23 protein-coding genes are annotated in these 26503 nt (G+C 35.9%); 5 read left to right on the top strand and 18 right to left on the bottom strand.

What is annotated here, in order from left to right:
- Positions 1-56: 56 nt before the first annotated feature.
- The 3 genes from BLT30_RS15815 to tamL all read right to left on the bottom strand — a co-directional run bounded on the left by BLT30_RS15815 (position 57) and on the right by tamL (position 6626).
- Positions 57-2867: a 2-oxoglutarate dehydrogenase E1 component gene (locus BLT30_RS15815; RefSeq protein WP_089874540.1), complete on the bottom strand. Its 2811-nt coding sequence runs from the start codon at positions 2865-2867 to the stop codon at positions 57-59.
- Positions 2868-2993: 126 nt separating this feature from the next.
- Positions 2994-4028 carry an SRPBCC family protein gene (locus BLT30_RS15810; protein ID WP_089874539.1) on the bottom strand — a complete coding sequence of 345 codons (1035 nt, stop codon included), beginning with the start codon at positions 4026-4028 and terminating at the stop codon, positions 2994-2996.
- 15 nt (positions 4029-4043) lie between these two features.
- Positions 4044-6626 (bottom strand): translocation and assembly module lipoprotein TamL, encoded by a 2583-nt coding sequence (tamL, locus tag BLT30_RS15805; RefSeq protein WP_089874538.1) that lies wholly within the window; start codon positions 6624-6626, stop codon positions 4044-4046.
- On the opposite strand from tamL, the gene BLT30_RS15800 reads away from it, so the two are divergent.
- Positions 6612-7340 (top strand): TrmH family RNA methyltransferase, encoded by a 729-nt coding sequence (locus BLT30_RS15800; protein ID WP_089874537.1) that lies wholly within the window; start codon positions 6612-6614, stop codon positions 7338-7340. The two genes, tamL and BLT30_RS15800, sit on opposite strands and share 15 nt — an antisense overlap.
- A 28-nt stretch (positions 7341-7368) precedes the next feature.
- Here BLT30_RS15800 and BLT30_RS15795 read toward each other — a convergent pair whose 3' ends face one another.
- The 5 genes from BLT30_RS15795 to porQ all read right to left on the bottom strand — a co-directional run bounded on the left by BLT30_RS15795 (position 7369) and on the right by porQ (position 10523).
- Positions 7369-7863: a phosphoribosyl-ATP pyrophosphatase gene (locus BLT30_RS15795; protein WP_089874536.1), complete on the bottom strand. Its 495-nt coding sequence runs from the start codon at positions 7861-7863 to the stop codon at positions 7369-7371.
- Between the two features lie 4 nt (positions 7864-7867).
- The gene (locus tag BLT30_RS15790) at positions 7868-8176 is read right to left on the bottom strand and encodes a hypothetical protein (protein WP_089874535.1); all 309 of its coding nucleotides are present in this window, start codon (positions 8174-8176) and stop codon (positions 7868-7870) included.
- A 92-nt stretch (positions 8177-8268) separates the two neighbouring features.
- A complete protein-coding gene (locus BLT30_RS15785) occupies positions 8269-8646 on the bottom strand; it encodes a YtxH domain-containing protein (RefSeq protein ID WP_089874534.1) in 378 nt (125 codons plus the stop codon).
- 94 nt (positions 8647-8740) lie between these two features.
- Positions 8741-9418 (bottom strand): (d)CMP kinase, encoded by a 678-nt coding sequence (gene cmk, locus BLT30_RS15780; protein WP_089874533.1) that lies wholly within the window; start codon positions 9416-9418, stop codon positions 8741-8743.
- A gap of 106 nt (positions 9419-9524) precedes the next feature.
- Complete coding sequence (porQ, locus tag BLT30_RS15775) at positions 9525-10523, bottom strand: type IX secretion system protein PorQ (RefSeq protein ID WP_262488096.1); 999 nt, start codon at positions 10521-10523, stop codon at positions 9525-9527.
- Between the two features lie 184 nt (positions 10524-10707).
- Between porQ and pyrH the strand changes: the two genes are divergently transcribed.
- On the top strand, positions 10708-11415 hold the full coding sequence (gene pyrH / locus BLT30_RS15770; protein WP_089874532.1) for a UMP kinase: 708 nt from the start codon (positions 10708-10710) through the stop codon (positions 11413-11415).
- Positions 11416-11521: 106 nt separating this feature from the next.
- Positions 11522-12076, top strand: a complete 555-nt coding sequence (gene frr, locus BLT30_RS15765) for a ribosome recycling factor (RefSeq protein ID WP_089874693.1) — start codon at positions 11522-11524, stop codon at positions 12074-12076.
- 137 nt (positions 12077-12213) lie between these two features.
- Here frr and BLT30_RS15760 read toward each other — a convergent pair whose 3' ends face one another.
- From BLT30_RS15760 to gldD, 4 genes are all read right to left on the bottom strand, one after another.
- Complete coding sequence (locus tag BLT30_RS15760) at positions 12214-13590, bottom strand: peptidylprolyl isomerase (RefSeq protein WP_089874531.1); 1377 nt, start codon at positions 13588-13590, stop codon at positions 12214-12216.
- Between the two features lie 65 nt (positions 13591-13655).
- On the bottom strand, positions 13656-15485 hold the full coding sequence (locus BLT30_RS15755; RefSeq protein ID WP_089874530.1) for a hypothetical protein: 1830 nt from the start codon (positions 15483-15485) through the stop codon (positions 13656-13658).
- Positions 15486-15541: 56 nt separating this feature from the next.
- Positions 15542-16462: a PfkB family carbohydrate kinase gene (locus tag BLT30_RS15750; protein ID WP_089874529.1), complete on the bottom strand. Its 921-nt coding sequence runs from the start codon at positions 16460-16462 to the stop codon at positions 15542-15544.
- Positions 16463-16613: 151 nt separating this feature from the next.
- Positions 16614-17171, bottom strand: a complete 558-nt coding sequence (gene gldD / locus BLT30_RS15745) for a gliding motility lipoprotein GldD (RefSeq protein ID WP_089874691.1) — start codon at positions 17169-17171, stop codon at positions 16614-16616.
- Positions 17172-17608: 437 nt separating this feature from the next.
- On the opposite strand from gldD, the gene BLT30_RS15740 reads away from it, so the two are divergent.
- A complete protein-coding gene (locus BLT30_RS15740) occupies positions 17609-18475 on the top strand; it encodes a sigma-70 family RNA polymerase sigma factor (RefSeq protein ID WP_027383822.1) in 867 nt (288 codons plus the stop codon).
- Between the two features lie 179 nt (positions 18476-18654).
- Here BLT30_RS15740 and BLT30_RS15735 read toward each other — a convergent pair whose 3' ends face one another.
- The 5 genes from BLT30_RS15735 to BLT30_RS15715 all read right to left on the bottom strand — a co-directional run bounded on the left by BLT30_RS15735 (position 18655) and on the right by BLT30_RS15715 (position 22689).
- Positions 18655-19200, bottom strand: a complete 546-nt coding sequence (locus tag BLT30_RS15735; RefSeq protein ID WP_089874528.1) for a DUF1003 domain-containing protein — start codon at positions 19198-19200, stop codon at positions 18655-18657.
- Positions 19201-19372: 172 nt separating this feature from the next.
- Positions 19373-20272, bottom strand: a complete 900-nt coding sequence (locus BLT30_RS15730; RefSeq protein ID WP_089874527.1) for a TIGR01777 family oxidoreductase — start codon at positions 20270-20272, stop codon at positions 19373-19375.
- 93 nt (positions 20273-20365) lie between these two features.
- Positions 20366-21190: a CvfB family protein gene (locus BLT30_RS15725; RefSeq protein ID WP_089874526.1), complete on the bottom strand. Its 825-nt coding sequence runs from the start codon at positions 21188-21190 to the stop codon at positions 20366-20368.
- Positions 21191-21439: 249 nt separating this feature from the next.
- Positions 21440-22270 carry a hypothetical protein gene (locus BLT30_RS15720; RefSeq protein ID WP_089874525.1) on the bottom strand — a complete coding sequence of 277 codons (831 nt, stop codon included), beginning with the start codon at positions 22268-22270 and terminating at the stop codon, positions 21440-21442.
- Positions 22271-22455: 185 nt separating this feature from the next.
- Positions 22456-22689, bottom strand: a complete 234-nt coding sequence (locus BLT30_RS15715) for a hypothetical protein (RefSeq protein ID WP_089874524.1) — start codon at positions 22687-22689, stop codon at positions 22456-22458.
- A gap of 293 nt (positions 22690-22982) precedes the next feature.
- Here BLT30_RS15715 and BLT30_RS15710 point away from each other — a divergent pair, with 293 nt between their 5' ends.
- Positions 22983-24755, top strand: a complete 1773-nt coding sequence (locus BLT30_RS15710; RefSeq protein WP_089874523.1) for a helix-turn-helix domain-containing protein — start codon at positions 22983-22985, stop codon at positions 24753-24755.
- Between the two features lie 9 nt (positions 24756-24764).
- Here the strand turns inward: BLT30_RS15710 and hisS are convergent, their stop codons facing one another.
- Positions 24765-26396, bottom strand: a complete 1632-nt coding sequence (gene hisS / locus BLT30_RS15705; RefSeq protein WP_089874522.1) for a histidine--tRNA ligase — start codon at positions 26394-26396, stop codon at positions 24765-24767.
- Positions 26397-26503 lie beyond the last annotated feature (107 nt).

Here is a 26503-nt window from a genome sequence, read left to right as displayed (position 1 = left end):
TAATTGTTTTTAATTTCAGAACAGCCGAAACTGTTATTCTTAGTTTATTAATTTTATTAAGCCGTTACGGGTCTTTTTGCAGGTTCATCATTACACTGAAAAACCGAATTGATAATTTTGGTCTGGTTTTTCTCAAACATCTTGTGACTTCCTGGCGCTGGTGTTCCACTTGCAACCGGAGAAATAATCTGAATACCTGTATCTCTGAAGTTTCTGAGAATGAAGCTCCAGGCACCCATATTTTCAGGTTCTTCCTGAGCCCAGATCAATTCTTTCTTGTTTTTATATTTATCAAAGATTGAATTGATTTTTTCAAAATCCAATGGATAAACCTGCTCTAATCTTACCAAAGCTACTTTATCATCATTGATTTCTTCTTTTTTAGCTAATAGATCATAATATAATTTACCTGTACAAAGTACCACTCTTTCAACTTTTGCAGCATCAGCAGTCGGGTCATCCAAAACTGGCTGGAAGCTACCGTTTGCAAGGTCTTCCAATGGAGAAACTACTTTCGGATGTCTCAATAGAGATTTCGGTGTCATAATAACCAATGGTTTTCTGAATCCGAATTTCATCTGTCTTCTCAACAAGTGGAAATAGTTGGCAGGAGAAGTAATGTTTGCAACAATGATATTTTCATTAGCACAAAGTGTCAAGAACCTCTCAAGTCTAGCAGAAGAATGCTCTGCACCTTGCCCTTCCGAACCGTGAGGCAACATCATTACCAATCCGTTTTGGATCTTCCATTTTTCTTCGGCAGCAACCAAATATTGGTCAACAATGATTTGAGCTCCATTGGTAAAATCACCAAATTGAGCTTCCCAAATTGTCAATGTTTTAGGTGCAGCCATAGCATAACCATAGTCATAGCCTAAAACTCCATATTCTGACAAGTGAGAATTGTAAACATCAAATCTCTGCTCGTTAACGTGACGAAGCGGAATGTATTCTTCCTCTGTATCTTCTGTTTTCACAACAGCGTGACGGTGAGAGAATGTTCCTCTTTCTACATCTTCTCCGGAAATTCTTACATTGTAACCTTCGGTCAAAAGTGTTGCATAAGCTAACAACTCTCCTACTGCCCAATCCAAAGAATTATTTTCTACCATCTTGACTCTATTCTCGAAAAGACGGGTAATTTTATTAATGAATTTCTTATCTCCGGGAAGCGTAGAAATCTTGATTGCTAATTCTTTTAATTTTTCTAAATCGTATTTCGTATCAACATCAGATTGTGCAACGGCACCTTTACCTCCAATTGGGAAATCTGTCCAGTCATCTTTCATAAAGATGTCCATCGTATTCCTTTCGATTTCTTTGGAAGCATCAAAGTTTTCATCAAGCAGAGCTTTGAACTCCTGCTCCATTTTCTTCAAAACCTCATCAGAAACTACATTTTCCTTGATTAAAAGGTCTTTATAGATCTCTCTTGGATTCGGGTGTTTTGAAATTAATTTATAAAGATTTGGTTGTGTAAATCTTGGCTCATCACCTTCGTTGTGACCATATTTTCTATAACCTAAAAGGTCGATATATACATCCTTACCAAATTTAGCACGGAAATCTGCGGCAAATCTAATCGCATGAACCACAGCTTCTACATCATCTGCATTAATGTGCATCACCGGAGAATCCGTTACTTTTGCAATATCTGTACAATAAACAGAAGACCTAGCATCCATATAATTGGTTGTGAAAGAAACCTGATTGTTTACAACAATGTGAACTGTTCCACCTGTTCTGTAACCTTCAAGATTCATCATCTGAGCAATCTCATAAACGATACCTTGCCCAGCAATTGCACCATCACCGTGAATCACAATTGGCAAAACTTTGGAATAATCGTCTCTGTAAGTATTGTCAACTTTTGCTCTGCAGATTCCTTCTACAAGCGCTGCAACAGTTTCTAAGTGTGATGGATTCGGAGTTAAATTAATTCTTACTTCTTCTCCGTTTGCAGTTGTGATTTTCTTGGAAGAACCCAAGTGATATTTAACATCTCCAGAGAAAACATCCTCTTCGAATTCTTTCCCTTCAAATTCTGAGAAAATCTGTTTGTAAGACTTCTGGAAAATATTGGTCAGAACATTCAGACGTCCTCTGTGAGCCATACCAAGAACAACCTCATCAACACCTAATTGTGAAGAACGGGTAATCAATTGGTCTAGTGCAGGAATCAAAGATTCTCCACCTTCCAGCGAGAAACGTTTTTGACCAACAAATTTTGTATGAAGGTAATTTTCAAAGGCAACTGCCTGATTCAGTTTGAAAAGGATTTCTGTTTTTTCCTGAGCAGAAAGATTTGGATGGTTTTCGTTGACGTTCACCCATTCCATGATCCATTTTTTCTCTTCTACATTCTGGATATGCATATACTCCACACCGATAGAATCACAATAAATGTTCTGAAGATGTGTAATGATCTCTTGCAAAGTTGCAGGACCTGGCATCCCGGTTTGTGTCGCAGAATTGAATTTTTTATTAAGATCGTCCTTAGACAATCCGAAATTTTCTATATCAAGTGTTGGAAAGTAATGTCTTCTTTCTCTTACAGGATTGGTTTTTGTAAAAAGGTGTCCTCTCGAGCGATAAGCTTCAATCAGATTTACAACTTTGAATTCTTTTGTGATATCTTCTGAAACCGCGTTGTTTGTAACAGCTTGCTGAGCATATTGAACAGGTGCAGAACCAGTAGATGCTGCTGTAACCTCTGTATCTTCGCTATAATTTTCTAAAGCGAAATCGAAACCTTGAAAAAATGCTTTCCAAGAAGGTTCGAGAGCATCCGGGTATTTTTTGTACTGCTCGTACATATCATCAATTAACTGAGCATGTACGGCATTTAGAAATGAAAATTTATCCATTATTACAGATTATCTGTTAAAATTTTAATTTTAAATAATTGCCAACAAAATTACTAAATTTTTGTTGATCAGCATTAAATGTAATGATTTATTGCGATAAATATACGTGATATTTATCAGATTCATCTATCGGAAAACTGGCAAGGATAGTTTAAGCTTTACGTCTTGATTTTCAGTTGGATCTTCAAGAAACTCTTCTATAAGAAGCCCGTTTCTCAAGGTGTCTTTTTTTGCCTGTTTTAACAGTTGCTGTATATTTTTGACCCTATTGTTATAATTTCCTTGGTAATACATCACATAGACCTTGGAAGCATTCACGGTTTGAAAATTGAAATTATTATCGCTTACGGCAACTCTTTTTGGCAATGGGACACCATAGAAGTAGGAAACCTCCTTATCTTTTAGATTGGAAGGATTTATAAGCAATACGGGCGCACCGAATTCATCATCTTTTTTACCAAGATCAGACCGCACAAAATTCAGAACCTTACCATGATTCATAATGACGTTTTTGAAAAGTATATCTTTTGTGTTCCTTGTACTCACATTAACGCCTAATAGCAATCCCCCTTCTCTATTTTCGATCATCAGGCTATCATACTTCACAGATGCCAGCTTCTGATCTTTATCTACTTTGTTCCCTAATAACTGATAAAGATTTTTCATGCTTTTATCAATATTCTCAACAAAAAAATCTTCGGCAACTAAGTTCAGAGACCTTTCAAGATAGCTTCTTTTGGGAGTTTGCACATTCCAAAGCATTCTGGTCTTATTACCTGTCGCTGTAAATTTGACGTCTATCAAATAAGGATTATCATTCTCCCCATCGAAAAGCTGATAACGAAGCGTACGATTGGGGTTGGAATAACGAATAAAAAAATCGCCAAATTCTCCATTATCCTTGTCAGAATATTTCATTGCACTTCCAATTCCTTCATAAGGTGTAAAATAGGTAAAATTCAGATCTTTCTTTCCTGTGAAATAATCATTCCACGTGGTAAAATTCTGAAGATTGTTGAACTGAGGAAAAACTTTATCCACAGGATAATCTATCTCTGATTGATGGGTGAAATTTTTACTCTCATCCACAAAATTCATAGAAATAGAATAGATACCGAACAGACAAAAGGATATAATGATTATAAATTTGAAAAGACGCATTGTAAAATATTGGATTTAGAAAGGATAGCCAATCGCAAAGTTAACGGTAGGCTGCAACGGTTTTATTTTATTGATCACCCACCGGCTTCCTTCCGGTTTATTAGGATCATGCACTTTATAAGCCATGTCCAATCTAAGATTAACATAGGCAATATTGATTCTCAATCCAAAACCACTCCCGATTCCCATTTGACTAATAAATTTTCTGAACTTGAACTGATCGCCAAATCCATTATCCTTAAGTCCCCAAATATTACCTGCATCTGTAAAAACTGCTGCTTCGAACATATCAGTAAGTGGAAGGCGATACTCTATACTGGTTGTGAGTTTCACATTGTCCATAGCATAAGAACGTACTCTTTCATCCAATTGGGAATCGGCAGGCCCCAATCCTCCGAAAGCAACCCAAGCCCTGATATCATAAGCACCACCATTGAAATATGACCTGACAAAAGGCATGGAAGAAGAATTCCCATATGGAATCCCAATCCCTACAAACTGACGAAATGCCAATGTGTGAGGCTTAGCTCTATCATTAAAGAAGCTGAAATATTTTTTGAAATCAAGGTCAAATTTTATAAACTGCGAAAACGGGATCTTGAAAATTGTTTTAGAATTACCCGAAACCACTCCATCCTCGTGTTCCCTACGAGAAAGAAGGTTAAGCGTATTTCCCGCAAATTCTACTTTTCCACTAAAAAACATCGGATTTGTGTAGTCTTTTTTCCCTATTTCGTTATATGTAAAATTATAGATGATTGAAGAAATGATAACATCCTGAGTTTGTCTGTCCTTATTGATCAATGATTGTCTGAAAGCATTGATTATATCTTGATTCTCTGAAGAAATAGATGACAAAAATGCCTGGTCATTAATGATCATTTTAGAGATCTGGTCATAAGAATAGTTATTTGTATTTACATCTGGATGGACATCTTCATACCAACCAAAAACAGCCTGCCTGATAACATCTTCCGCAGGGAAATAATCATAATATTTATCTTTGTTCTGTGTCAAACTCAGCTGTGTATTGAAAAGTGTCAATTTATGCTGAATCCTTCCATTATCCACATTGGCAAAGTAATTAAGCCCTGCATTGAAGTTGATCCTGCCCAATCCGATATTATTTTGCACAGAGGCTCCCAGATTTACACTCGTTATCGGGGAATATTTTTTTGGGACCCATTTATAATATTTCCTGAATGGAACCAACAATCTCGGAAACTGAAGAGATGTTTGAGCAGATAATTCGTAGGCATTGAAAAACGCATCCGGGTTTTTAGGATCTTTTGTTGTTCCTATGATACCGGAAAAACTTGTCGTCAGGTTTTCCGCCCCACCAAATATATTCCTGGATGTAAGATCGACAGATGGTGAAAAACCGAAATTCAGGATTTGAGAATAATGCAGATCAGTGGCAATATTGAACTCATATTTTCGTAATGGACTTAAAACATATTCCACATCTATAATACTATCTGACCCTTTTCTAAAATCGTCGGAAGCTTTCAGTATAGTAAAATTATTCATTGCAATGAGATTCTTTCTGGTAAGATCCAAATTGGTCTGTTTATAGACCTCGCCAGGTTTTAAAATAATTGGCAACCATAGAGAATTCACAGAATACGCTGTATCTTTCCTCAAAATATTGATCCCTCTCAAACTATCCTTCAAAGGAAGCTTGTTGACATCATTGATATTCCTTGCCACTGCAACTGTAATTTTACCAATTGTCGATTTTCTGTAGGGTGTATTAAGAGAATCTCTAATGATATTCATCACAACCGGAACATTTTTTCTACCATGCAAAGAATCTGCAACAAAATAGATATCCTGATTATCATTGTTGAATTTATAGTACCCCTCCTCTTTCATTTGATTATTGATTCTGGTGATCTCCTTTTCAAGAACACTTTCATCCAGGATCTGTCCTTTTTTAACGAAACTTTTATGGAATTGGAATTCATACAGACCTCTGATATTCTGATCTGGTATATTATAAAAATAATCCTTGATATAAGTAGGATCTTTATGAGTAATGATATAGCTGACCTCCGCTTTTTTACCTGCAGAATCTTTTTTCACATTGGTTTTAACTTCCGCATCCCAATATCCTTTGTTGATCAGCTTATTATTAATACTCTTAGCACTTTGTTTTGTTTTAGCATCGCTATATATAACGGGAGCCTCTCCAACCGTATGAAAAAATCGATTCCAAAAAAGGTTTCGTCCCACAAATTCCGGATGTTCGTATTTTCTGAAAAGAGAATCTCTGAGTTTCTGATTTCTCATCTCACTCGGATAGGTCATATATTCTTTCAGGATGGTATCATACTTAGGATTAGCCTTATTATAGAGAATCAATCCCAGAGGTACGGCAAACAGAGTTTTTTTATTGGGTTTTTGGGCAACTAGATCCGGGATCTCATCCGAAAGTAATTGTCCATCGGTATATTCGAATTTGTTCTTTGTAAGCAGATACTCTCCATCGGGTACTTTTTTTGTCACATTACAGGCATACAAAAACACACTTAAAATTGTGGAATAATAAAATATATGATACTTTTGAAAATATTTGTTGATATGCTTACGGCTCATACTATAAAGACTATACAATCTCTGGACAAAAAGAAATACAGGCAAAAATACAATTTGTTTTTAGTTGAAGGTAATAAAATCATAAAAGAACTACCAGATTCTGATTATGAAATTGAAAATCTGTACTCCGTAAATCCTGAAAATTTATCTTTTAAAACGGAAGAAATCGAAAAAATCTTGCCCAACGAGCTAAAAAAAATAAGTTTTCTTCAACATCCGAAAGATTCTGTCGCGGTTTGTAAGATCCCAGAGAATAAAATATTAAAAGACGTTTCCATTCAATTGATATTAGACGGCATTCAGGACCCGGGAAATCTTGGAACGATCATAAGGCTGGCGGACTGGTTCGGGATAGAACAGATCATTTGCAGCAACGATACAGTAGATGTTTATAACCCAAAAGTCATACAAGCAACGATGGGATCCTTTCTAAGGGTAAATGTTTGCTACACAGATCTGGAAGAATATCTATCAACATATCAATATCCGACCCTGGGGACGGATATGAATGGGGAAAACATATATAAAATCGAATTTCCGGAAAAATTCTCATTGATATTTGGGAATGAAGGAAACGGACTGCGAGCTTCTACAGAAAATCTTATTTCAAAAATGATCACAATCCCAAGATTCGGGAAAAATCAATCCACGGAAAGTTTGAACGTATCCATGTCCGCCGGAATCATCCTAGGAGAGATTTTTTCTAAAAAATAAACTGCCCTCTGCTCTACATTAATAAATTTCAGATCAGTTTCTCGAGGCTAGAGGCTGTTTTATTCTTTTGATAGTCATCTAGCTTTTTTCTGATAAATCGCAGGGCATAGGGTGCAACATATACCAATGCCAAACCAATTACTTTTCTTTTCCAATTTTTATTCATCACACTTTTTTTCGCAAAATTACCTACCAAAGATACAACACCCATTTTTATTGTATTCTCCAGCAATCCTGATTGTAAACTATCATTGGCCAAACCAAGAATATTTTTTTTAGAAGCAGATTCTTTGATCCCGGAAGATATTTCCCTCATAATATTCTGAGTATCGAGAGCGAGAGAAGTATCACCATCCTCATCTTTTGTTTCTTTCAAGAACTTGTCTGTAAAACCATGGGTCAAAACTCCCAGACTTTCTTTCTTACTTTTGAAAGTAATAATATCTTCGAGTTCTCCGATCTCGTGTTTCAGGAGTTTTTTCTGATTTCTAAGCTCTTCCAGATTATTGTAGTTGGTTGCCATAATTTTAATGTTTTAAAAATTCTATTACCTGATTTGCTATAGATGTCACAATTTTTTTCTTCAAGAAAATAACGATCAACATCAATAGAAAATAAAATCCGGCAACAATCAAAAATCCATACGCAACATTACCTAAAGACTGCCCAATAAGAAACGCAATTCCAAAATTGAAAAGAATGATAAAGAACGAAAATGCGATCAATACAATAGAAAGAAATGCGATGATGCCAGCAGACAATGAAGATTTCTCTGTAAACTGCAACTTGAGAAGGTCCAATCGCTTGGTTGTATAATCTTTTATAATATCAATCATAAGACTCTTGTTAAATATAAAATTACACTTTTATTTACAAAAAAAGGAACTTAGAAACTAAATTCCTTTTTTTATAGCTATTTGATAAGTTATTATTTCAAACCATCCAATTCGGTCTCTACATCTTTTACAACATCAGAAGTTTTTGAAACGATCTGATCTTTGTACTTATCATAACTGTCTTTCACGGTTGAAGCTACATTTTGAGCCGTTTCTTTGAAAGTTGAAGATAAAGATTGGTACTTGTCCTTTACATTGTGGGAAACTTCCGAGTATTTATCTTTTACTTTTTCAGATTTTTTGCCATATTCGTCTACAGCTTTATCTTTTAGGTCATTTGCCTTATCTCTGATTTTTTTTCTGGTTTCCTTACCTTCTTCTGGCGCATAAAGCAATCCTAGAACTACGCCTGTAGCTGCTCCTGCTAGCAATGCAGCTAATATTGCTGCTGAATTTGATTTTTTTGACATTATTTATAATTTTTAGTTAATTTAAAATTTCGATTTGATAATTCTAAATTTACAACTAAAATGCCAAAGAAAAAATAAACTTCTTAAAATTTTGTTAAAACTTTTTGATATAGGACAAAATCAGCTCTATCGTTTCTTCTCTATTGATATTTGTATTGTCTATAAGAATGGCATCATCAGCCTGTTTAAGGGGAGAGACCTCTCTTTCACTGTCAATTTTGTCTCTTGAGATGAGATTTTTCTTTACTGTTTCAATATCGGTTTTTTCGCCTGCCAATTCCAATTCCAGAAAACGTCTTCTGGCACGTTCATCCTGACTTGCTGTCATAAAAAATTTGTAATCGGCATTTGGAAGGACAACTGTACCGATATCTCTTCCATCCATGATTACACCACCTTTTTTAGCAATGTCCCGTTGGGTTTTCAGTAGAAAATTTCTCACAGCAGCCTCTTTTGCTACCTGGCTTACATTGTCCGAAACCTGTGGGAATCTGATCTCCTTATTAATATTCTTCCCATTAAGGAACAATTGGAGTTCGCCATCAACGTTCTGAAATTCAAGGTTGATCTTTGGAAGACTGGCAATCAATCTTTCCATATCTACATTTTTATTTTCATCTGTACAATTCTGAATAGCAAAATAGGTCACACCTCTATAAAGTGCACCTGTATCCATATGAATAAGACCCAATTTTTTTGCAATGATCTTAGAAATAGAACTTTTCCCTGTAGATGAAAATCCGTCTATTGCGATTACCGGCTTTTTTGTCATGCTGCAAAATTAAAAAATTTTGACATCTCGACATTAAAGAATTTGTTTGACCTAGAAATTTAATTCTTTAAATACTGACCCTCAATACTTTCTCTAGAATCTTTCTTTATCTCCTATTTCCTCCAAGTTCTACAAGATCCATCGTAAGACCAAGCATATTGACATTAGAAGCATTGTGATAACGCATATGAGAATAGTCGAACCTGAAAGAAGAGATCTTGATGCTGAATCCAGCAGATAATCCTGTAAAATTTCTCTGGTCCAGAACAGCCAAATCCCCTCCTCTTTTCACATTGTAACCGACCCTAATATTAAAAGCCTGACCAGGAAACAACTCTGCTCCCAAAGACAAATGGTCTAAAACTTTTCTACCGAATTTTGTAGGCTGTCCATTGATATCGGTATCCGGAGAAATATTGAACTCCTGCAGATCGTGGGCTGTAATGGTAAAAGCAGCAGGAAACTCATTCAAGATCTTAGTATAACCAAGGTCTACACGGAAAGGTAGCCTTTCTCTTACACCATTATAAGGCCTGATCTGATAACCGAAATTACGAAAAACCAGGGCCAGTGTTTCATTTGTCTTATCAAAATAATAGGTAACTCCGGCATTAGCTGTAATGGCAGAAGATGAATAAGTATCGATCTTGGAGGTCACATAATTTACATTCATCCCGATTGTCCAATCATCTTCAAATTGATAAGCATAACCCAATCCTACAGATGCATCCATTGCAGAGAAATCACCATTGATATTAGAACTTTCATCGGTCCTGGGCATAGAACCATAATCCATATATCTTGCATTGAATGAGACCAAATGGCCATATTCCAAATCACGGACATAGCTAATGCTCCCAATCTTTGTATCTGCGAGATAAGAAGCATAGTTTACAGATAACATTTTATCCATTTCCAGGTTCATCAAAGCTGGATTGGCAGCTGTAAAGTTCACATCATAATCCCGAACAGATATAGCATCTCCCAAAACGGCTTGTCTCGGAGAAATCGGAATATTAAGGAACTGGTAAACGGTGGTTCCTGTCTGGGAAAAAACCACTTTGAAAATTATGAGAAAAAAAATGGAGTAAAACTTCTTCAACACTATGTCTTGGCTTTGCAAAAATAATCTATTTTGATACTAATCAAAATTTTTACACTACTATCTTTTTCATTAACGTAATTCTTTTGCTTTCATTATATTTGCACAGTCAAAATTTAAAATAAATTTGAATTTGCCTGATAAGAGGCATTCGACCTGATAAACTAAGAAAAGTAACAACAAAATAATGAAATATAAAAGAATCCTTCTGAAACTAAGTGGTGAAGCACTTATGGGAGAACGCCAATATGGTATTGACAATGATAGACTGAAAGAATATGCAGTAGAGATCAAAAAAGTAGTCGATAAGGGTTGCGAAGTTGCAATCGTAATTGGAGGCGGTAATATTTTCAGAGGATTGGCCGGTGCTGCAAAAGGCATGGACAGAGTCCAGGGAGATTATATGGGAATGCTTGCAACAGTGATCAACGGAATGGCGCTACAAGGTGCTTTGGAAGATGCCGGGATCATTACAAGATTGCAATCTGCCATAGAAATGGACAAAGTTGCCGAACCTTTCATCAAAAGAAAAGCGGTCCGCCATCTTGAAAAAGGAAGGGTCGTGATCTTTGGAGCAGGAACAGGTAATCCATATTTCACTACAGATACAGCGGCCACCCTTAGAGCAATCGAAATAGATGCAGATGTTATCCTAAAAGGAACAAGAGTGGACGGGATCTATGACAGTGATCCTGAGAAAAATGCAGATGCGGTGAAATTCAACAGCTTGTCATTTGATGAAGTGTTTGAGAAAAACCTTAAAGTAATGGATATGACAGCCTTTACCTTAAGTCATGAAAACAAGTTGCCAATTATCGTCTTTGATATGAACAAAGAAGGTAATCTGGAAAAACTTGTGGACGGCGAAATTATCGGAACACTTGTCAATGTATAAAAAGTCAGAGGTCAGAAGTCAGAAGTCGGAAATATTCCAAATTTGAATTTTAAATCTCGAACTTTGAACTAAATAAATGTGTCAATTATCAAATTTTAAATATACAATGGAAGAATTAGAACTCATTGTAGCATCGGTAAAGCAAGAGATGGATGCTGCAATCAAGCATTTGGAACACGCTTTTCAAAAGATCAGGGCCGGACGTGCCTCCACATCTATGGTTCAGGATGTAATGGTAGAATATTACGGGGCTCCGACTCCACTTAGTCAGGTTGCGAACGTGTCTGTAGTAGATGCAATGACGCTTTCTATCCAACCTTGGGACAGAACAGCTCTTGGTGCCATCGGAAAAGGAATAGTGAACTCAAACCTTGGATTTGCACCGTCTAACAATGGTGATGTGATCATCATTAATGTTCCTCCTTTGACGGAAGAAAGAAGACGTGAATTGGCAAGACAAGCAAAAGGCGAAACCGACCAGACAAAGGTGACCATCAGAAACGCAAGGCAGGAAGGTAACAAAGAACTAAAAAGACTGGATGGCGTAGCAGAAGACCTTATAAAAGGGGTTGAAAAAGATATCCAAGACCTTACAGATGCTTATGTGAAAAAAGCTGACGAACATCTGAAAGTAAAAGAAGCTGAGATCTTAAAGGTTTAATTCTATAGATTTTACATTAAAAAGTATAGGCCTCCAATTTAAAATTGTGAGGTCTCTTTTTGGGTAGAAAAAAAATTATTACAAACTAAAAAGGATGAGCAAACGCCCATCCTTTTGTTTTTTTTTAAAATTGATTATCATTTAGTTTCCACTACAGAGCTTTTCAGCCAATTGCTATGGAACTTACAGTCTTTATATTTGTTATCAATGGAAATAAAAATGGAAGGTATCTTATTATTCACCCATTTTTCCACAATTTCATTTTTCTTCTTGTTTAGAGCCATATCCTTGATTCTTTCGTAGTCAGTAGATAACTCTAATTGGTGTGCATCTATGATATCATTTACCTGAATGATAGTGATCATTTTTCTTTTCTGAGAATCTTCTTGCTGGAATGGATCTGTAATATCACCTTTTTTAAGGCCAGCGATCTGATAAGAGATCGTAGGGTCTAATCCTAATTTTTCCAATTTATCCGATCCATCGCTATTATTAGCGATAACACCTGCACTGAATTTGTTGCTCTTATCATCTGAGAATTTATAAGCTGCATCTTTGAAGCTGATTTTTTTATCCATGATCAATGTCCTGATGCTATCTAATTCTTTTTTAGCAGCCGTAAGTTCTTCTGCATTCGGTGTACTTTTTATCAGAATATGTCTGGCATCATACTTTTTACCATTTCTCTTTACCAATTGAATCAAGTGATAACCAAACTCAGACTCTACAGGATCTGATAAATCGCCTTCCTGAAGATTAAGGGCAGCAGCTTCGAACGGCTTTACCATCTGGCCTGTATTGATATTCTTATAAAGGCCTCCAACAGCGGCAGAACCTTCATCCTCAGAATAAATTCTTGCCATATTCTCAAAGGTCTCTCCACCTTTTATATCCTGCTTGATCTTATTCAGTTTGTCAATGATCTCTTTTTTATGGGCATCAGTTAATTTCGGATAGATACTGATCTTAGAAAGTGATACCTCATCCTTCACATTCGGAAGTTGGAATTTGAATTGATTATAAAAATCTGTCACTTCATTAGGCGTCACATCCGCTTTATCCGTAATACGTCCGTACTTTGCCTGCCCGTAATAATTATCTGCATCGATCTTCTCGATCGCGTTTTTCATCTCATAGCTGGTTCTGAATTTATACGCCGCCAGCATTGCTTTCTCATCTGGGAACTGTCCCAAGATCTGGGTATACTTATTACCTGCCATTTCTTTTATAGCAGCAGACCTGTTTTCTATAAGCGTATCCTTTTTTGCTTCATAGATCAGCAATTTGTTATTCAGGATACTTTCCATAAAATCACATTTATCCCCGACATTGGCGCCTTGCTGTTTAGCATAGTTCGCTTGATCCTCTATGTCAGATTCCAGAACGATCTCGTCACCAATTACGGCTGCGATACCATCTATAAGCTGACCTTTTTGTAATTGTGCAGACAATTTTCCACTAAAAAGGAAAACAAATACCGACAATAAAAAAAGACATTTAGTGTATTTTGACATTATTATTGTTTATTAAGGTGCAAAATTAGAATTATCAGCCAATTTTGCTCTATTTTTAATTATAATTATTTCTTAAAATTTTTATTCAGTTCTTGCATAAAAGCAGGCTGAATTTCAACTTTTGTTTTTTTACGTTGATCCGCGATGGTTTTTTGGAGTAATTTTTCAGTAACAGCATCATCCATTTCCGGCTCTGCTTCTGCTTGGGTCATCTGTTGCTCCGGCAAAAGCTCATCGATGGTAACAATTACATCCCTCTCTCCAATTTTGGTAAGGAATGTCCCTTTTTTGAATGGTACATTATGTTTTTTGAAAATATCAGCTGATTCTTGGACTTTTCCCTCCTCAAAATGAACCAAGACCTGATTTTTATCGTTTACCAGATCTTTATATTTTGTTTTGAGTGCTTCCCATTTTTTAGGATCCTTTAGCTCTTTCTCTACATCCTTTACCAGTTTGGGATCAGAAACAACCGCTACTCTGGAAACAGCTCTCTTTTCCCAAACAAACTTGGATTTGTTCTCATTATAATACTGGGTATAAAGTTGAGGATTATTCTTGACCTCATTCTTAAGGTATTCTGAGAAGATATATTCTGAGTAAAGATTTTTCTTCAGTTCATCCAATTCAGGTTTTATCTCTGGTAGATCTTCAAAACTTCTGGCATAATTCCCTAGCACATACTGCATGGCCTGGTAGCTTACAAGGTCCGACCATTGATTGCTTGGCATCTGTTCAAGGTTCTTGTACTGGGAATCTATTGCTTTTTTCAGGTCCTCATAGGTTACTTTGTTTTTTCCGTAAGTGAAAAGAACTTCTTTTGGGTCTTTTGGATTCAAATAGTTCTGGTAGGATTTTTTGATCTCCGCAAGATTTGCTGTTTCTGTATATTTATTCTGAGTTTTTAGCCAGTCTGTCAATTTTTCTGTCATCTCCTCCCCATAACTGGTCGATAGCATTTCTTTCTGGAAGAAAGACCTATTTGCATCAGTAAGCACATAAGGCTCAAGGTTATAAATATTGAAAATGAAATATTTGTCGTTGAACAAAATCGGCACTTTGGTATAATAATCTTTTTTCTGGCCTTTCAAAGCATTATAAACATCATCCGGTAAAATCGGAGATCCCATTACAGCGCCTCCAGATTTCTTCTCATCTTCAGTTGCTCCAAATTCTTTTACGACCTCCTGAAATTTCTTCCCAGATTCTAATTCTTTATAGATCTTGGCTTTTGTCGTTTCATAATTTGCATCATTTGGAATTGTCAAAACACCAAAGATCATATACCCGAGACTTGGTCTTGTATTCACAACTTTTGCAAAAGCCACGACATTCGGTTTATCGATAAATGTAGTGTAAGAATTAACTGGTGTATTCTTTACTTGTTGGTAGAGTTCGTAATCCAGCATTCCCGGTTTTACATAAAATGCTTTACCAGCTTCCGGATTGGCGTTTTTTGCCAAAAAGTCCTCCATCTTCATTTTCCCGCTCTTCACTTCATTATAAAGCGCTTTGTAATCCGTTTTATCGTCCGCTTTTTTCTCCTTTATGAAAAGTAAAACCTGGATCTCATTGTTGCTGGATCTCACAAAATCCTGTAACAACGGATCGATCAAATTCTTTGGATAGAATTTTTGCTCTCTTAGTTCTGATAATTTCTGATTTACAGTGTTCACAAAAAAATTAAGCGTATCGGCTTTCTTTTCTTTTGCCAACTGTTGCAATAGCAAAAATTCTACTGTAGAGTTCACAGATTTGTCCGGGCCAGAATTCTCCAGTCCATATTTATTCTCTCTCATGTAATCTTTTACGGAGATACTATCATTACCCACGATAAGATATTGGGAAAAGACCATTTGTGAAGCTAGGACAACAGGAAAAAAAATCTTCTTCATTTTGTATATTTTAATTTATAACACCTTTTTGAGTGATAAATTTTGATTAAGTTAAATTATATTACGGACTCGAAAGAAGTCAGTTCTTTAAATTGATGAATTCTTTCGCTCAATTCTTCTTTTGTAACCGCCTGGATTCTTTCTGTCCCGAATTTCTCAACCGTGAAAGAGGCCATTGCGCTACCAACAATAATAGCGGTTTTCATACTCTCGAAACTGAAATCGCCTTTCTTGGTAAGATATGAAGCAAATCCTCCGGCAAAAGTATCACCAGCTCCGGTCGGATCAAAAACTTCCTCAAGTGGCAAAGCAGGAATTGCAAACACTTTTCCTTCGTGGAAAAGCAATGCGCCATGTTCCCCTTTTTTGATGATCACATATTTTGGTCCCAATTCGTGGATCTTCTTAGCTGCTTTCATAAGAGAATATTCTCCTGAAAGTTGTCTTGCTTCTTCATCGTTGATTGTAATCACATCAGTCTTGGCAATTACTTTCATTAGATTATCCCAAGCAATATCCATCCAGAAGTTCATAGTATCAAGAATTACTAATTTCGGCTGTGTTTTCATTCTCTCCAGAACTGAAAGCTGTACAACAGGATCCAGATTCCCTAACAAAAGAACCTCTGCCTCTGAAGAATGCTCTGGAACTTTTGGGTCAAAATCCGCCAAAACATTGAGCTCCGTAACCAATGTATCTCTGGAATTAAGGTCATTATGATATTTCCCGCTCCAGAAGAAAGTTTTGCCATCTTTTACAACCTCTACTCCATCAACATTGATATTCTTGGATGTCAACATATCAAGATATTCCTGAGGGAAATCGCCTCCGATCACAGAGACCAGGCTCACTTCTGTATCCAAAGCAGAAGCCGCCAAACCAATAAAAGTGGCTGCTCCTCCAAGGATTTTATCTGTTTTCCCAAAAGGTGTTTCGATGGCATCAAATGCTACAGTTCCTACTGCTAGTAATTTCATATTTTAAGTTTTTATGTCCGATGTCCGATGATGGACGCCCGAAGTTTTTGTTTTATTATTTTATATTTTGTCAGAAACCAGAAGACCGATGTCCGAGGTTTTTATTTTTTAATTTTATTTTTTTCGAATTGAAAAATCTTCCAACTCCAAACTATTTTTTCCATTCAAAGGAATCTATCATGTGGAGAAGGTCTCTTTTGACATAATCGATGGCCGGCCCCAATGAGTCTGGTCTTGGGCGGGAGTTGAAATACAGATTTCCTGTTACGAAATGCCTTGTACTGTCCGTCACAAAAAATTGGACATTGGATGCCGTTTGACCTTTCAAAACATAAAAATTCCCATATACTTTTTTCTCCGGATATTGGAAAAATTTGGTATCGATAGAGCTTGCTTTTATGGTATGTTCATAAACCATCTTTTCTACTTCTTTCACATGAAGTGGAAAATCATTTTTGATAGGAAAGTAAGTGAGGAAAATCTTCGCCTTCATCTTTGGATAGTTGACATAATACCAGCAATTTTCCTTGGCATTCTCTACTCGCGAAAAATCCGAATAGTCGAAAGAATAATTGCAAGGCGAATCAAATCTCAAATATTTGGGATCAGGATATTCCAGGCGAAGGTCTCCTTTTGGCTTCGGAATGGGTTCTTTGCCACAGGAAAACAAGGTGAGTCCAATAAAAAGTCTGAACAGATTTTTTAACATCCGGCAAAAATAACAATTAGAATTGATACTGAGAATTTTGATTCCCAAAATTTTGTTAAGAATGATTGATTTACAGAGAAATGGGATTAATTGTGAATTGGATTGGTTAAAATGATGTATTGTTCCAAAGTTCACAGCAGATTGAGAAAACGTTTTACAAACGCTGAATTGCAAATGCGTGAGGGCGAAGGGCATTGTTGAAGCTCTCCCTATGGGAAACTTTGCAAAGTTTTCCATAGGGAAGCGACTGCCCGCAGACCGACCCGTTTTTGGTATTGGGAAAAGCATTGGGAAAAACGGGGCACGCCCAAATTGTATTAATATGTTTTAAAAAGCGTTAAAATCTAATATAAATATGAAAAAAGGAAAATTTTTGTAACCTTTTGCAAGTTATGATCGTATAATATAATGCAACCTAATAGAATGAGGTTTTTATAATGAGACAATTAAAGATTACAAAACAGGTTACCAACAGGGAAACCGCATCACTAGACAAGTATCTGCAAGAGATCGGAAAAGTTGAATTGATCACCGCTGACGAAGAGGTAGATCTGGCCCAGAGAATCCGTGCCGGTGACAGAGCTGCTCTTGAAAAACTGATCAAAGCTAACTTACGTTTCGTGGTTTCGGTTTCTAAACAGTATCAGAATCAAGGTCTTTCTCTTCCGGATCTCATCAACGAAGGAAATCTTGGTCTGATGAAAGCGGCAAAAAGATATGATGAAACGAGAGGTTTCAAATTCATCTCTTATGCTGTTTGGTGGATTCGTCAGTCGATCTTGCAAGCACTGGCTGAACAGTCGAGAATTGTAAGATTACCTTTGAATAAGATTGGTTCTATCAACAAGATCAACAAGGCTTACGCTCACCTGGAGCAAGAGAACGAAAGGCCGCCTTCTCCGGAAGAGCTGGCAGAAGTTCTGGATATGAGCGAGGAGGACATCAAGGAATCTATGAAAAACAGCGGTCGTCACTTATCTATGGATGCGCCACTTGTGGAAGGTGAAGATTCTAACCTATATGACGTTTTGCGTTCCGGTGAATCTCCAAGTCCTGATAAAGACCTAATGCTGGAATCTCTACAGATCGAGATAGAAAGAGCACTTCAAACTTTGACACCAAGAGAAGCTGATCTTGTAAGATTATATTTCGGATTGAACGGAAAACACCCGATGACTTTGGAAGAGATCGGTGAAACTTTTGACCTTACGAGAGAAAGAGTTCGCCAGATCAAAGAAAAAGCAATCAAAAGATTGAAACATAACACAAGAAGTAAGATCTTGAAATCTTACCTTGGTAAATAAGATTTTCATTCATCGAATGATTTTAAAAGCAAGACTTTTTTGGTCTTGCTTTTTTGTATCTATAATTGATGGAATAAATTAACTTTGTCTAAAATCTAAAAGCGCTATGAAAAGAATACTTTTGATTTTTTCTTTTTCTTGTAATGGTAATAACGAATACAACTTGCTTTTAACTAAATTTATTCCTCTTCTTTTTTTAGACTTTCTATCAAACCTTCCAGTTCTTTGATCTTGTCTTTCAGGTTTTTGATGTCGTTTTTGTTATTGGTAACCTTACTTTTCAACATTACGGTCCTGGCGCGTTCGCTGTGGTCTTCGTTGTCCTCGTCCTCGCTGATCTCCTCAACATCTTCCTGAATCTCCTCTACGTCTTCTTGGATCTCTTCAATATCTTCCTGGATCTCATCAATATCTTCCTGGATCTCATCAATATCTTCTTGGATCTCATTCACATCTTCTTTCAGATCCTCGATATGTTCAGAACTTTTGTTCACTGACATTTGAATGAAAATAGCCAAATAAATAGCTTCTAAAGAGACAACTGTAGTAAGTACCAGCAACATATGCTCGAACTCTACAATATTGAAAATAGGCAATGCAAAACAGACAATAAAAAAGATCGTATGGAAAACCAATGACTGGATAGAACCTACCCACCAAATGATTCCGTTCGCAATCTTTTCTAAAACAGAAAGCTTTTCCTGGTTTTCTTCTGTAAGTTTCATTGATGATTTTTTTAACTATTTGATTTTTTTCTCTCAAAACTTTTCTTGAAGCTACAATAATTAAAATAAAGTTGATAAAATCAAATAATATCCAATTTTAATTCGGTCTATAGTTTCCAGAACTCCACAAAAATAGAGTAAAATAGCCGAAATAACCAACAAATCAAATTAATTAAAGAATATCAGATAATGCGGAATCCAGATGACTATATTTGAATTTGAAGCCTAGGTCTTCAATTTTTCTGGAAGAAATACGGCTTCCTTCCAAAGCTAAAACTGACATTTCGCCCAAAATTGCTTTTATTAAAAATTTTGGAATGTTAGGCAACCATATCCTTTTATGAAGATGAGAAGCTAATTTTTTAGTTAAGATCTCGTTAGTTATAAAATCCGGTGCTGAAGCGTTGTATGAACCATTCATAGCAACATCTTCCACAGCTTTGAAATAGATATCTACGAGGTCATCGATATGGATCCAGGGAACGTACTGTTGACCTGTTCCCAATACTGAGCCAAAATTAAAATCAATCGGTTTTCTGAAGACTTCCAATGCACCTCCTTTTTCAGATAAAACGGTTGCAGTTCTAACTCGCACAACTCTGCTTCCCAAATTCTGAAATTGCAAAGCTTTCTGCTCCCAATCATTACAAACTTTTCCTAAGAAATCTTCTGCCGGCAGATCTTCTTCCGAGAAAATATGTCCTGATGTGACCTGCCCATAAAACCCAACAGCAGAAGACGAAATAACTGCTTCGGGGTGGATATTTTGTTCCTGCATCTGTTCGTAAATAAACTGTGCAGAATTTATCCTACTTGTGTAGATCTTTTTTTTGTAAGATCCCGTCCAACGATTGCTGATCGGTGCTCCTGCCAAATGAATGAAAATATATGTATTATCCAACGCGCCCTCTTCCAGAAACCCATTCTCATAATCCCAAATGTATGATTTGAAGTCGGGTTTCCTCGATTTGGAACGAACCAGAGTTTCAACTTGATAACCTCGTTCGTATAATTTTCGGGAGAGTTTTTTGCCAACAAGTCCTGTTGCACCACTTATGAGAATTTTTTTCATTAGCTTTTATTTCGTCTTTTTAAACAAAAACGATTCCAATGAAAAACAATTATATAAAATAAGTTTCGGAAATCTGATAATTGACACGGTGAATTACAACAATCTGATCTTATCCTCCAAAATTTCGATCACTTTATCTTTATAAAGACTTCCTATCGCTTTTTTGAAGTTCTTTTTGCTCATTCCGAGCTCATCTTTGATCTCGTCCGGCGTAGATTTGTCTGAAAGATAAAGAAGTCCGTAGTTATCGTTGAGCTTGTCTATGACTTTTTGTTTGAATTCGTCTACGTTTTCAAAGCCTTGTGGCTGAAGCGTAACATCTATTTTACCATCTTCGCGGATCGTTTTGATATAACCAGTCTCTTCAGATAAAGGATATAATTTTTTGAAAACATCGGAAGCATAGATCAATCCGATGTATTGTTTATTGATAACGACATTCCATCCCAATTCAGACTCGTTCATCATGATAAGATCTACTTTGTCTCCATTCTTAAGAGGTAGATCCTCATATTGTGGATTACGTTTGAATTTGGTTGTCCCGGTAATTAATCCTGTTGCCTCATCAATGTAAACATATACTAAGTAACGTTTACCTTCTATTATTTTTGATTTTTGTTGCTTGTAGGGGATAAAAAGATCCTTGATGATTCCCCAATCCATAAAAGCTCCTGTCGGCAGACTTTGTACGCAGGTCATTACAGCAAATTCGCCTATCTCTGCGTTGGCTTTTTCTGTTGTTGCCTTCAGATTACCTTCTTCCTGATAAACAAAAACTTCCACTTCTCTGCCCACTTCCCAAGAATCGTCGGCAAAGACCTTTTGAATAAAGGCTTTTTCGCCATTGTCATCTCGCAGAATGTATCCTGAAGATATTTTTTCAGATATCGTAAGAGTTTGAGTTTGTCCGGGCTTCATAAAATTGAATTTCCTGCAAAAATACAGATACTTTTTCTAATCTGACTTTTAAGAATCATTTTTTGTTAGACATCTTGCATCTGCACCCCATTGTCAACAAATCCAAAAAAAGAAAGCCCGGAAAAAATCAGTTATTTTCGTAGTCCGGTCTTTTTCGGAATATCTCTTCGCCAAAAAACATTTTCAAAACAAACAAAATGATGGCAACTAATTTTACTACTATTAAGTTATTGAATTTTGACATAATGATTATCTTATTTTATAAATTGAAATCTCTGTAGAAATATCTCCTAAAACCGAAAGATCCATACCACCTGTTACAACGCCGAAATTAAGTTTTTCACCCGTTTTCAGATTATAAATATGATCAATACGACCTTCTGTTAAAGAAACTTTGGTTGCGATGACAGGAATTGTACCATTTGCTAATAAAACATGATCTAATAATGTAGGTACCTTCCCGGCATCTGAAGTTCTGGAAATCGCCAGACCAGGCTTTGCAGAAGCTGGAACATCTTTGGTCAGTCCATCTCCGAATCTAAGAGAATAGTTAATGGCATAAAGTCCAGTTTCTGGAACTACATATTGGTTATCTTTTACGAATTCCTGCCCCATCTCTTGTTCCAACTGGGCATTGAATTGAAGAATCTTAAAATCAGAACCCAAAAATTCCGTCCCCGAACTTACCAATGATAATCCAGACACTCCCTTTGCGGCAAAAGCACTAGGATCGCTGAACATTTTTTTCCAAAGCCCTTTCGTATTTTTATCTGCATGCGTATAATGTGCATCATAGATATAGTAACCAGAACTTGTCATATTCTGAGTTTTGGGGGACGCAGGTGAAGCTAGTGGGGCAACAATATGGATAAATGCACCGTTTTGGGGTGGACCATAGAGCTGATCTTTCATTTTAAGTGAGTCTGCTGTAGTTCTCGGCGGTATAATACCGTCTGGAATTGTGAGCAGTGAAGATTTATGTACCTCTAGATTAGCTAAAGGTTTCTGTGTATTTATTCCAATCTGTGACTTGATATTGATAAATAACAAACCAAAAATTAAGAAATATATCGTTTTCATAAAATTAGTTTTTTCAGAACGTGAAGCTTATACTGTTTCTCGATCTTATTTTATGTTCGTTACCAGTACAATACTGAATCGAATGAACCTTATTTTATAGTCTGCCCCAATTCTCAAAAGAAATGAGGCAGATATAAAATGCAAATAATGAATGTTTCTATTAATTATAAAAGGTTGTCGCCAGACTACCATCTAGTTCCATCTCTCACTGGTGGATCCGGATCTAATTCTGGTGCAGCAGCTGCAGAAGTTGTAGCATTAGTAGCCGTGCCTACCTGCGCAGAATCGCCTGTTTTTCTAAGATTTATATTTTGTTGTGTAACATTCTCTTGTATGTCAGCGGTCTCGTCTTCTTGTCGGCAAGAAATGAAGCTTGTAGTAATAACAGCAATCGCTAAAATGGAAATAAATTTTTTCATGATATAAATGATGTTTAATGTTTATTAAAATGAGTCGGTTTAAAAAATATTTCATTTGAAATACATGGCAAAAGTATGCGCAAAAGGCCGTTTATAAAAATATATATGGTCTCGATTTGGAAATCTTGACGTCCTAATTCATAAATAAGGACATATTTAAATTATTGATTTACAATTAATTAAATTCACTATTAACAGTTTACTTATCATAACGTTTTTTTATTAAAAATTTCTCAAACATATTTCATATTTCCGTATTTTTGAGGACACAAATGATTGAGATAATTATTATAATGAAGAATTTTTTCTTGATCATATTTCTGCTATTTTCCAGCTATGTTTTTTCAGAAGACACTAGCCCCAAAAACTATGAGATATTAAGAAAAAAATACAGCATTTTTCCTGAAGATGATGGTCGTGCTTTTCAATACTTAAATTCCTATATCAAAAATGCAAAAGCAGAAAAAAGAGACCTAGAACTTTTCCAGGGTTATCGTGATGCTGTTTACTATTCCAAGTCTTTGGATAAAAAATTGAAATATGCAGACAGCTGTCTAGATGCCGCATATAAATCTTCAAATGATAACAGGATCGCAACGGCCTATGTCTTGAAAGGGAGTGTATACTACGCCAATTACAGAAAATACAAACCTGCATTGGATGAATATCTGATGGCATACAAATATTCTAAAGACACCCGAGACCTCTACTTAAAAAACAAAGTTTCTTACCATCTTGGTGTTGTCAAAAATTATTTAGGTTACCATGAGGAAGCTTTAGAGCTTTTCAAAAATTGCGTGTCCTATTTTGAGGCAGAATCCAACGACAAAACATCACACGAATCTCAAAGATTCAATAATAAAAAGGGGTATATCAATAGCTTACATCAGATGGTGATTTGCTACATGAATCTAAAGGATACAAAAAAAACAGACTCACTTATAGATATTGGCCTTTTAAAAACCTTTAATGATAAAGACTTTTTATTGGAAAGAAGTTATTTTTTAAAGAGCAAAGGCCTTTCTGAATATAATAATAATAAATACACCTCTGCAATTGATTATCTGAACGAATCCTTGGGTTTGATCAAGGATGATTTCGCATGGATATCTTTGGATTATTTTTATATTGGTAAAAGCTATCTCGCTCTTAAAGATGAAGAAAAAGCAATCTCTTATTTTAAAAAGACCGATTCCATTTTTACAAAACATGATTTTATACTTCCCGAACTGAGAGAAAATTATGAATTGCTCATCAATCATTATAAAATAAATAAAGACCATGAAAAGCAACTTTTCTATACAACACAGTTATTGAAAGCAGACAGTATTATTTCCAGAGACTTTGCCTATCTTTCTTTGAAGATCCACCGCGAATACGACACAAATACACTCATAGAAGAAAAAGGAAGGCTAGAAACTGCAAATACCTGGGGAGGATTCCTGATTGCCGCTTTATTTATTTCAGGAGGTATCATCGTCTTTATTCTAAACAAAAAATACAAAAAGGAAAAAGATACACTTAGCAAATATCTTCTTTTGGAAGATAAGATGAAGAATAACAGCTATGTAAGTTCAGAAAACACGACCACAAGAACTTCGCCTGTCGCCATTCTAGCCTCTGACTCTTTGGATGAGAAAAAAACTCAAATTGCGGCAGCCATAAAAAGAGACCTGTTAAGAAAACTGCAATCCTTCGAAGAGAAAAAACAATTTACCCAAAAAGGTCTTACAATACAAAAGCTTGCCATTCAAATGGATACGAATACAAATTATCTATCCAACGTCATCAATGAGCAAAAAGGAATGAACTTCAATAAGTATCTGGGTGACTTAAGAATCAGATACATTACGAGACTTATGTTTGAGAAGAGCATCTATCTCAATTACACCATAGATACCTTGGCAAAGGAATGTGGCATCGCGTCTCGACAAAATTTTTCAGATCTTTTTTATGAGATCAATGGTATCCGTCCTACAGACTTCATTCGAAAAAGGAAAAAAGAGCTCGAAAATAATAACGGCGGTAACTTTTCTCCTTTAGAAAGACTTCACGGATTGTTATAATAATAAATTTTATTTTAAAAATTCTTCTATTTTCAAAGACCTTTGCTCACCGGAAACAAGATCTTTGACCGTGACAGTTTGGTCTTTTATTTCTTGTTCACCTAAAAAAACAAGGTTTTCAATTCCTTTTTTTTCAGCATAAGCAAACTGCTTTTTCAATTTAGAGGCTTCAGGATAAAGTTCGGCAGAAATATTTTTATCTCTAAGTTCAGAAATCAATTTCAAAGCTTCGATAGATTCTTTTTCACCATAATTGGCAAAAAGATATTTTACTCTGACTTCCGAATCTTCTGGGAAAATCCCTAATTCCTCCATCACAAGATAGATCCTGTCCAGCCCGAAAGAAATGCCAATTCCGGGAACATCTTTCACACCGAAAACTTCCGTCAAATTATCATAACGTCCACCTCCACCTATGGAACCCATTGCAACTTCATCAGCTTTCACTTCGAAGATGGCACCTGTATAATAATCCAATCCTCTTGCTAGAGTAATATCAAAAACGAGGTTTTGGGAATCTATGCCGAGAGATAATGCATTACTGATCACAAACTCCAGTTCTTCTACTCCTCTCAGCCCGGTTTCGTTTCCAGCAAATTTTTCTTTTAAGTTTAATAGATTCTCAAGTGCATCATTGGTCTGATCAAAAAGGAAATCTAATTTTGAAATCGCTTCTTCCGAGATTCCTTTTTCCAGCATTTCTTTTGTCACGCCATCTTTTCCAATTTTATCCAGTTTGTCAAGTGCTACTGTAAAATCAATCAATTGGTCAGCAATTCCTGCATATTCTGCAATTCCTGAAAGGATTTTTCTGTTATTGATATGAACAGAAACAGACAATTTCAAATCTTTGAATGATTTGAAATACAATTGAAGCAATTCCACTTCCTGCCAAAGGCTTGTACTTCCAACGACATCCGCATCGCATTGATAAAATTCTCTGAATCTCCCTTTCTGCGGCCGATCTGCACGCCAAACCGGTTGGATCTGATAACGTTTGAAAGGGAAAGCCAATTGTCCTTGGTTCATTGCGACGAATCTCGCAAAAGGTACGGTTAGATCGTAACGAAGTGCCTTTTCAGAGATATATTTTGTTAATAAGTCTGAATCAGATGGAACTGTTATAGAATTGTTTGATACTCCAAATTCTAAAGCAATATTGTTTAACAATTGATTTTTATCAACAAAATTATTTTCATCCAAGAAAATTCTTTTACTTAATCCAGACTCCACAAATTTCATCATTCCTTTGGACAATCGGATTCCAGCCTTATTGACTCCATCTAAAATCGTATTAAACCCAAATTTTTCTTTCTCCAAATTATCGATTGAAATTTCATTCTTAACTAATTTTTCATATATATTAAAAAAATATTCATTTATCAAATCTCTGTAATCTTGATAAAGTAAATTTTTAGAATTTTTCAGATAATTACCAGAATTAAGGATTTTAAAAATCAATCTATCACCTTCCTCTCCATACTTCCCTGTCAACGTAGAAAGGTTTTCGAAACTTGGTGTTTCCAAAGGCTGAAATCCAAACAATTCGAAATTATTCTGTAAGATATTGATGATATATTTTCTCCTGGAAACTTCTTTCGCAGTAAAATCTCTTGTCCCTTTTGCTAAGCTCGGCTTCATTTGATATTTGATAAATGAGGTTTGATAAATAATAATCGCGTGCAAAAATACGGATTATAGCTAAGACTCTAAAAAAGGAAAGGCTAAACTTCTCCAATTTCAATGTA

It is taken from the genome of Epilithonimonas hungarica (assembly GCF_900102265.1).
GTDB classification, from domain to species: Bacteria; Bacteroidota; Bacteroidia; order Flavobacteriales; family Weeksellaceae; genus Epilithonimonas; species Epilithonimonas hungarica.
This window is presented reverse-complemented; position numbering and strand designations above follow the sequence as displayed.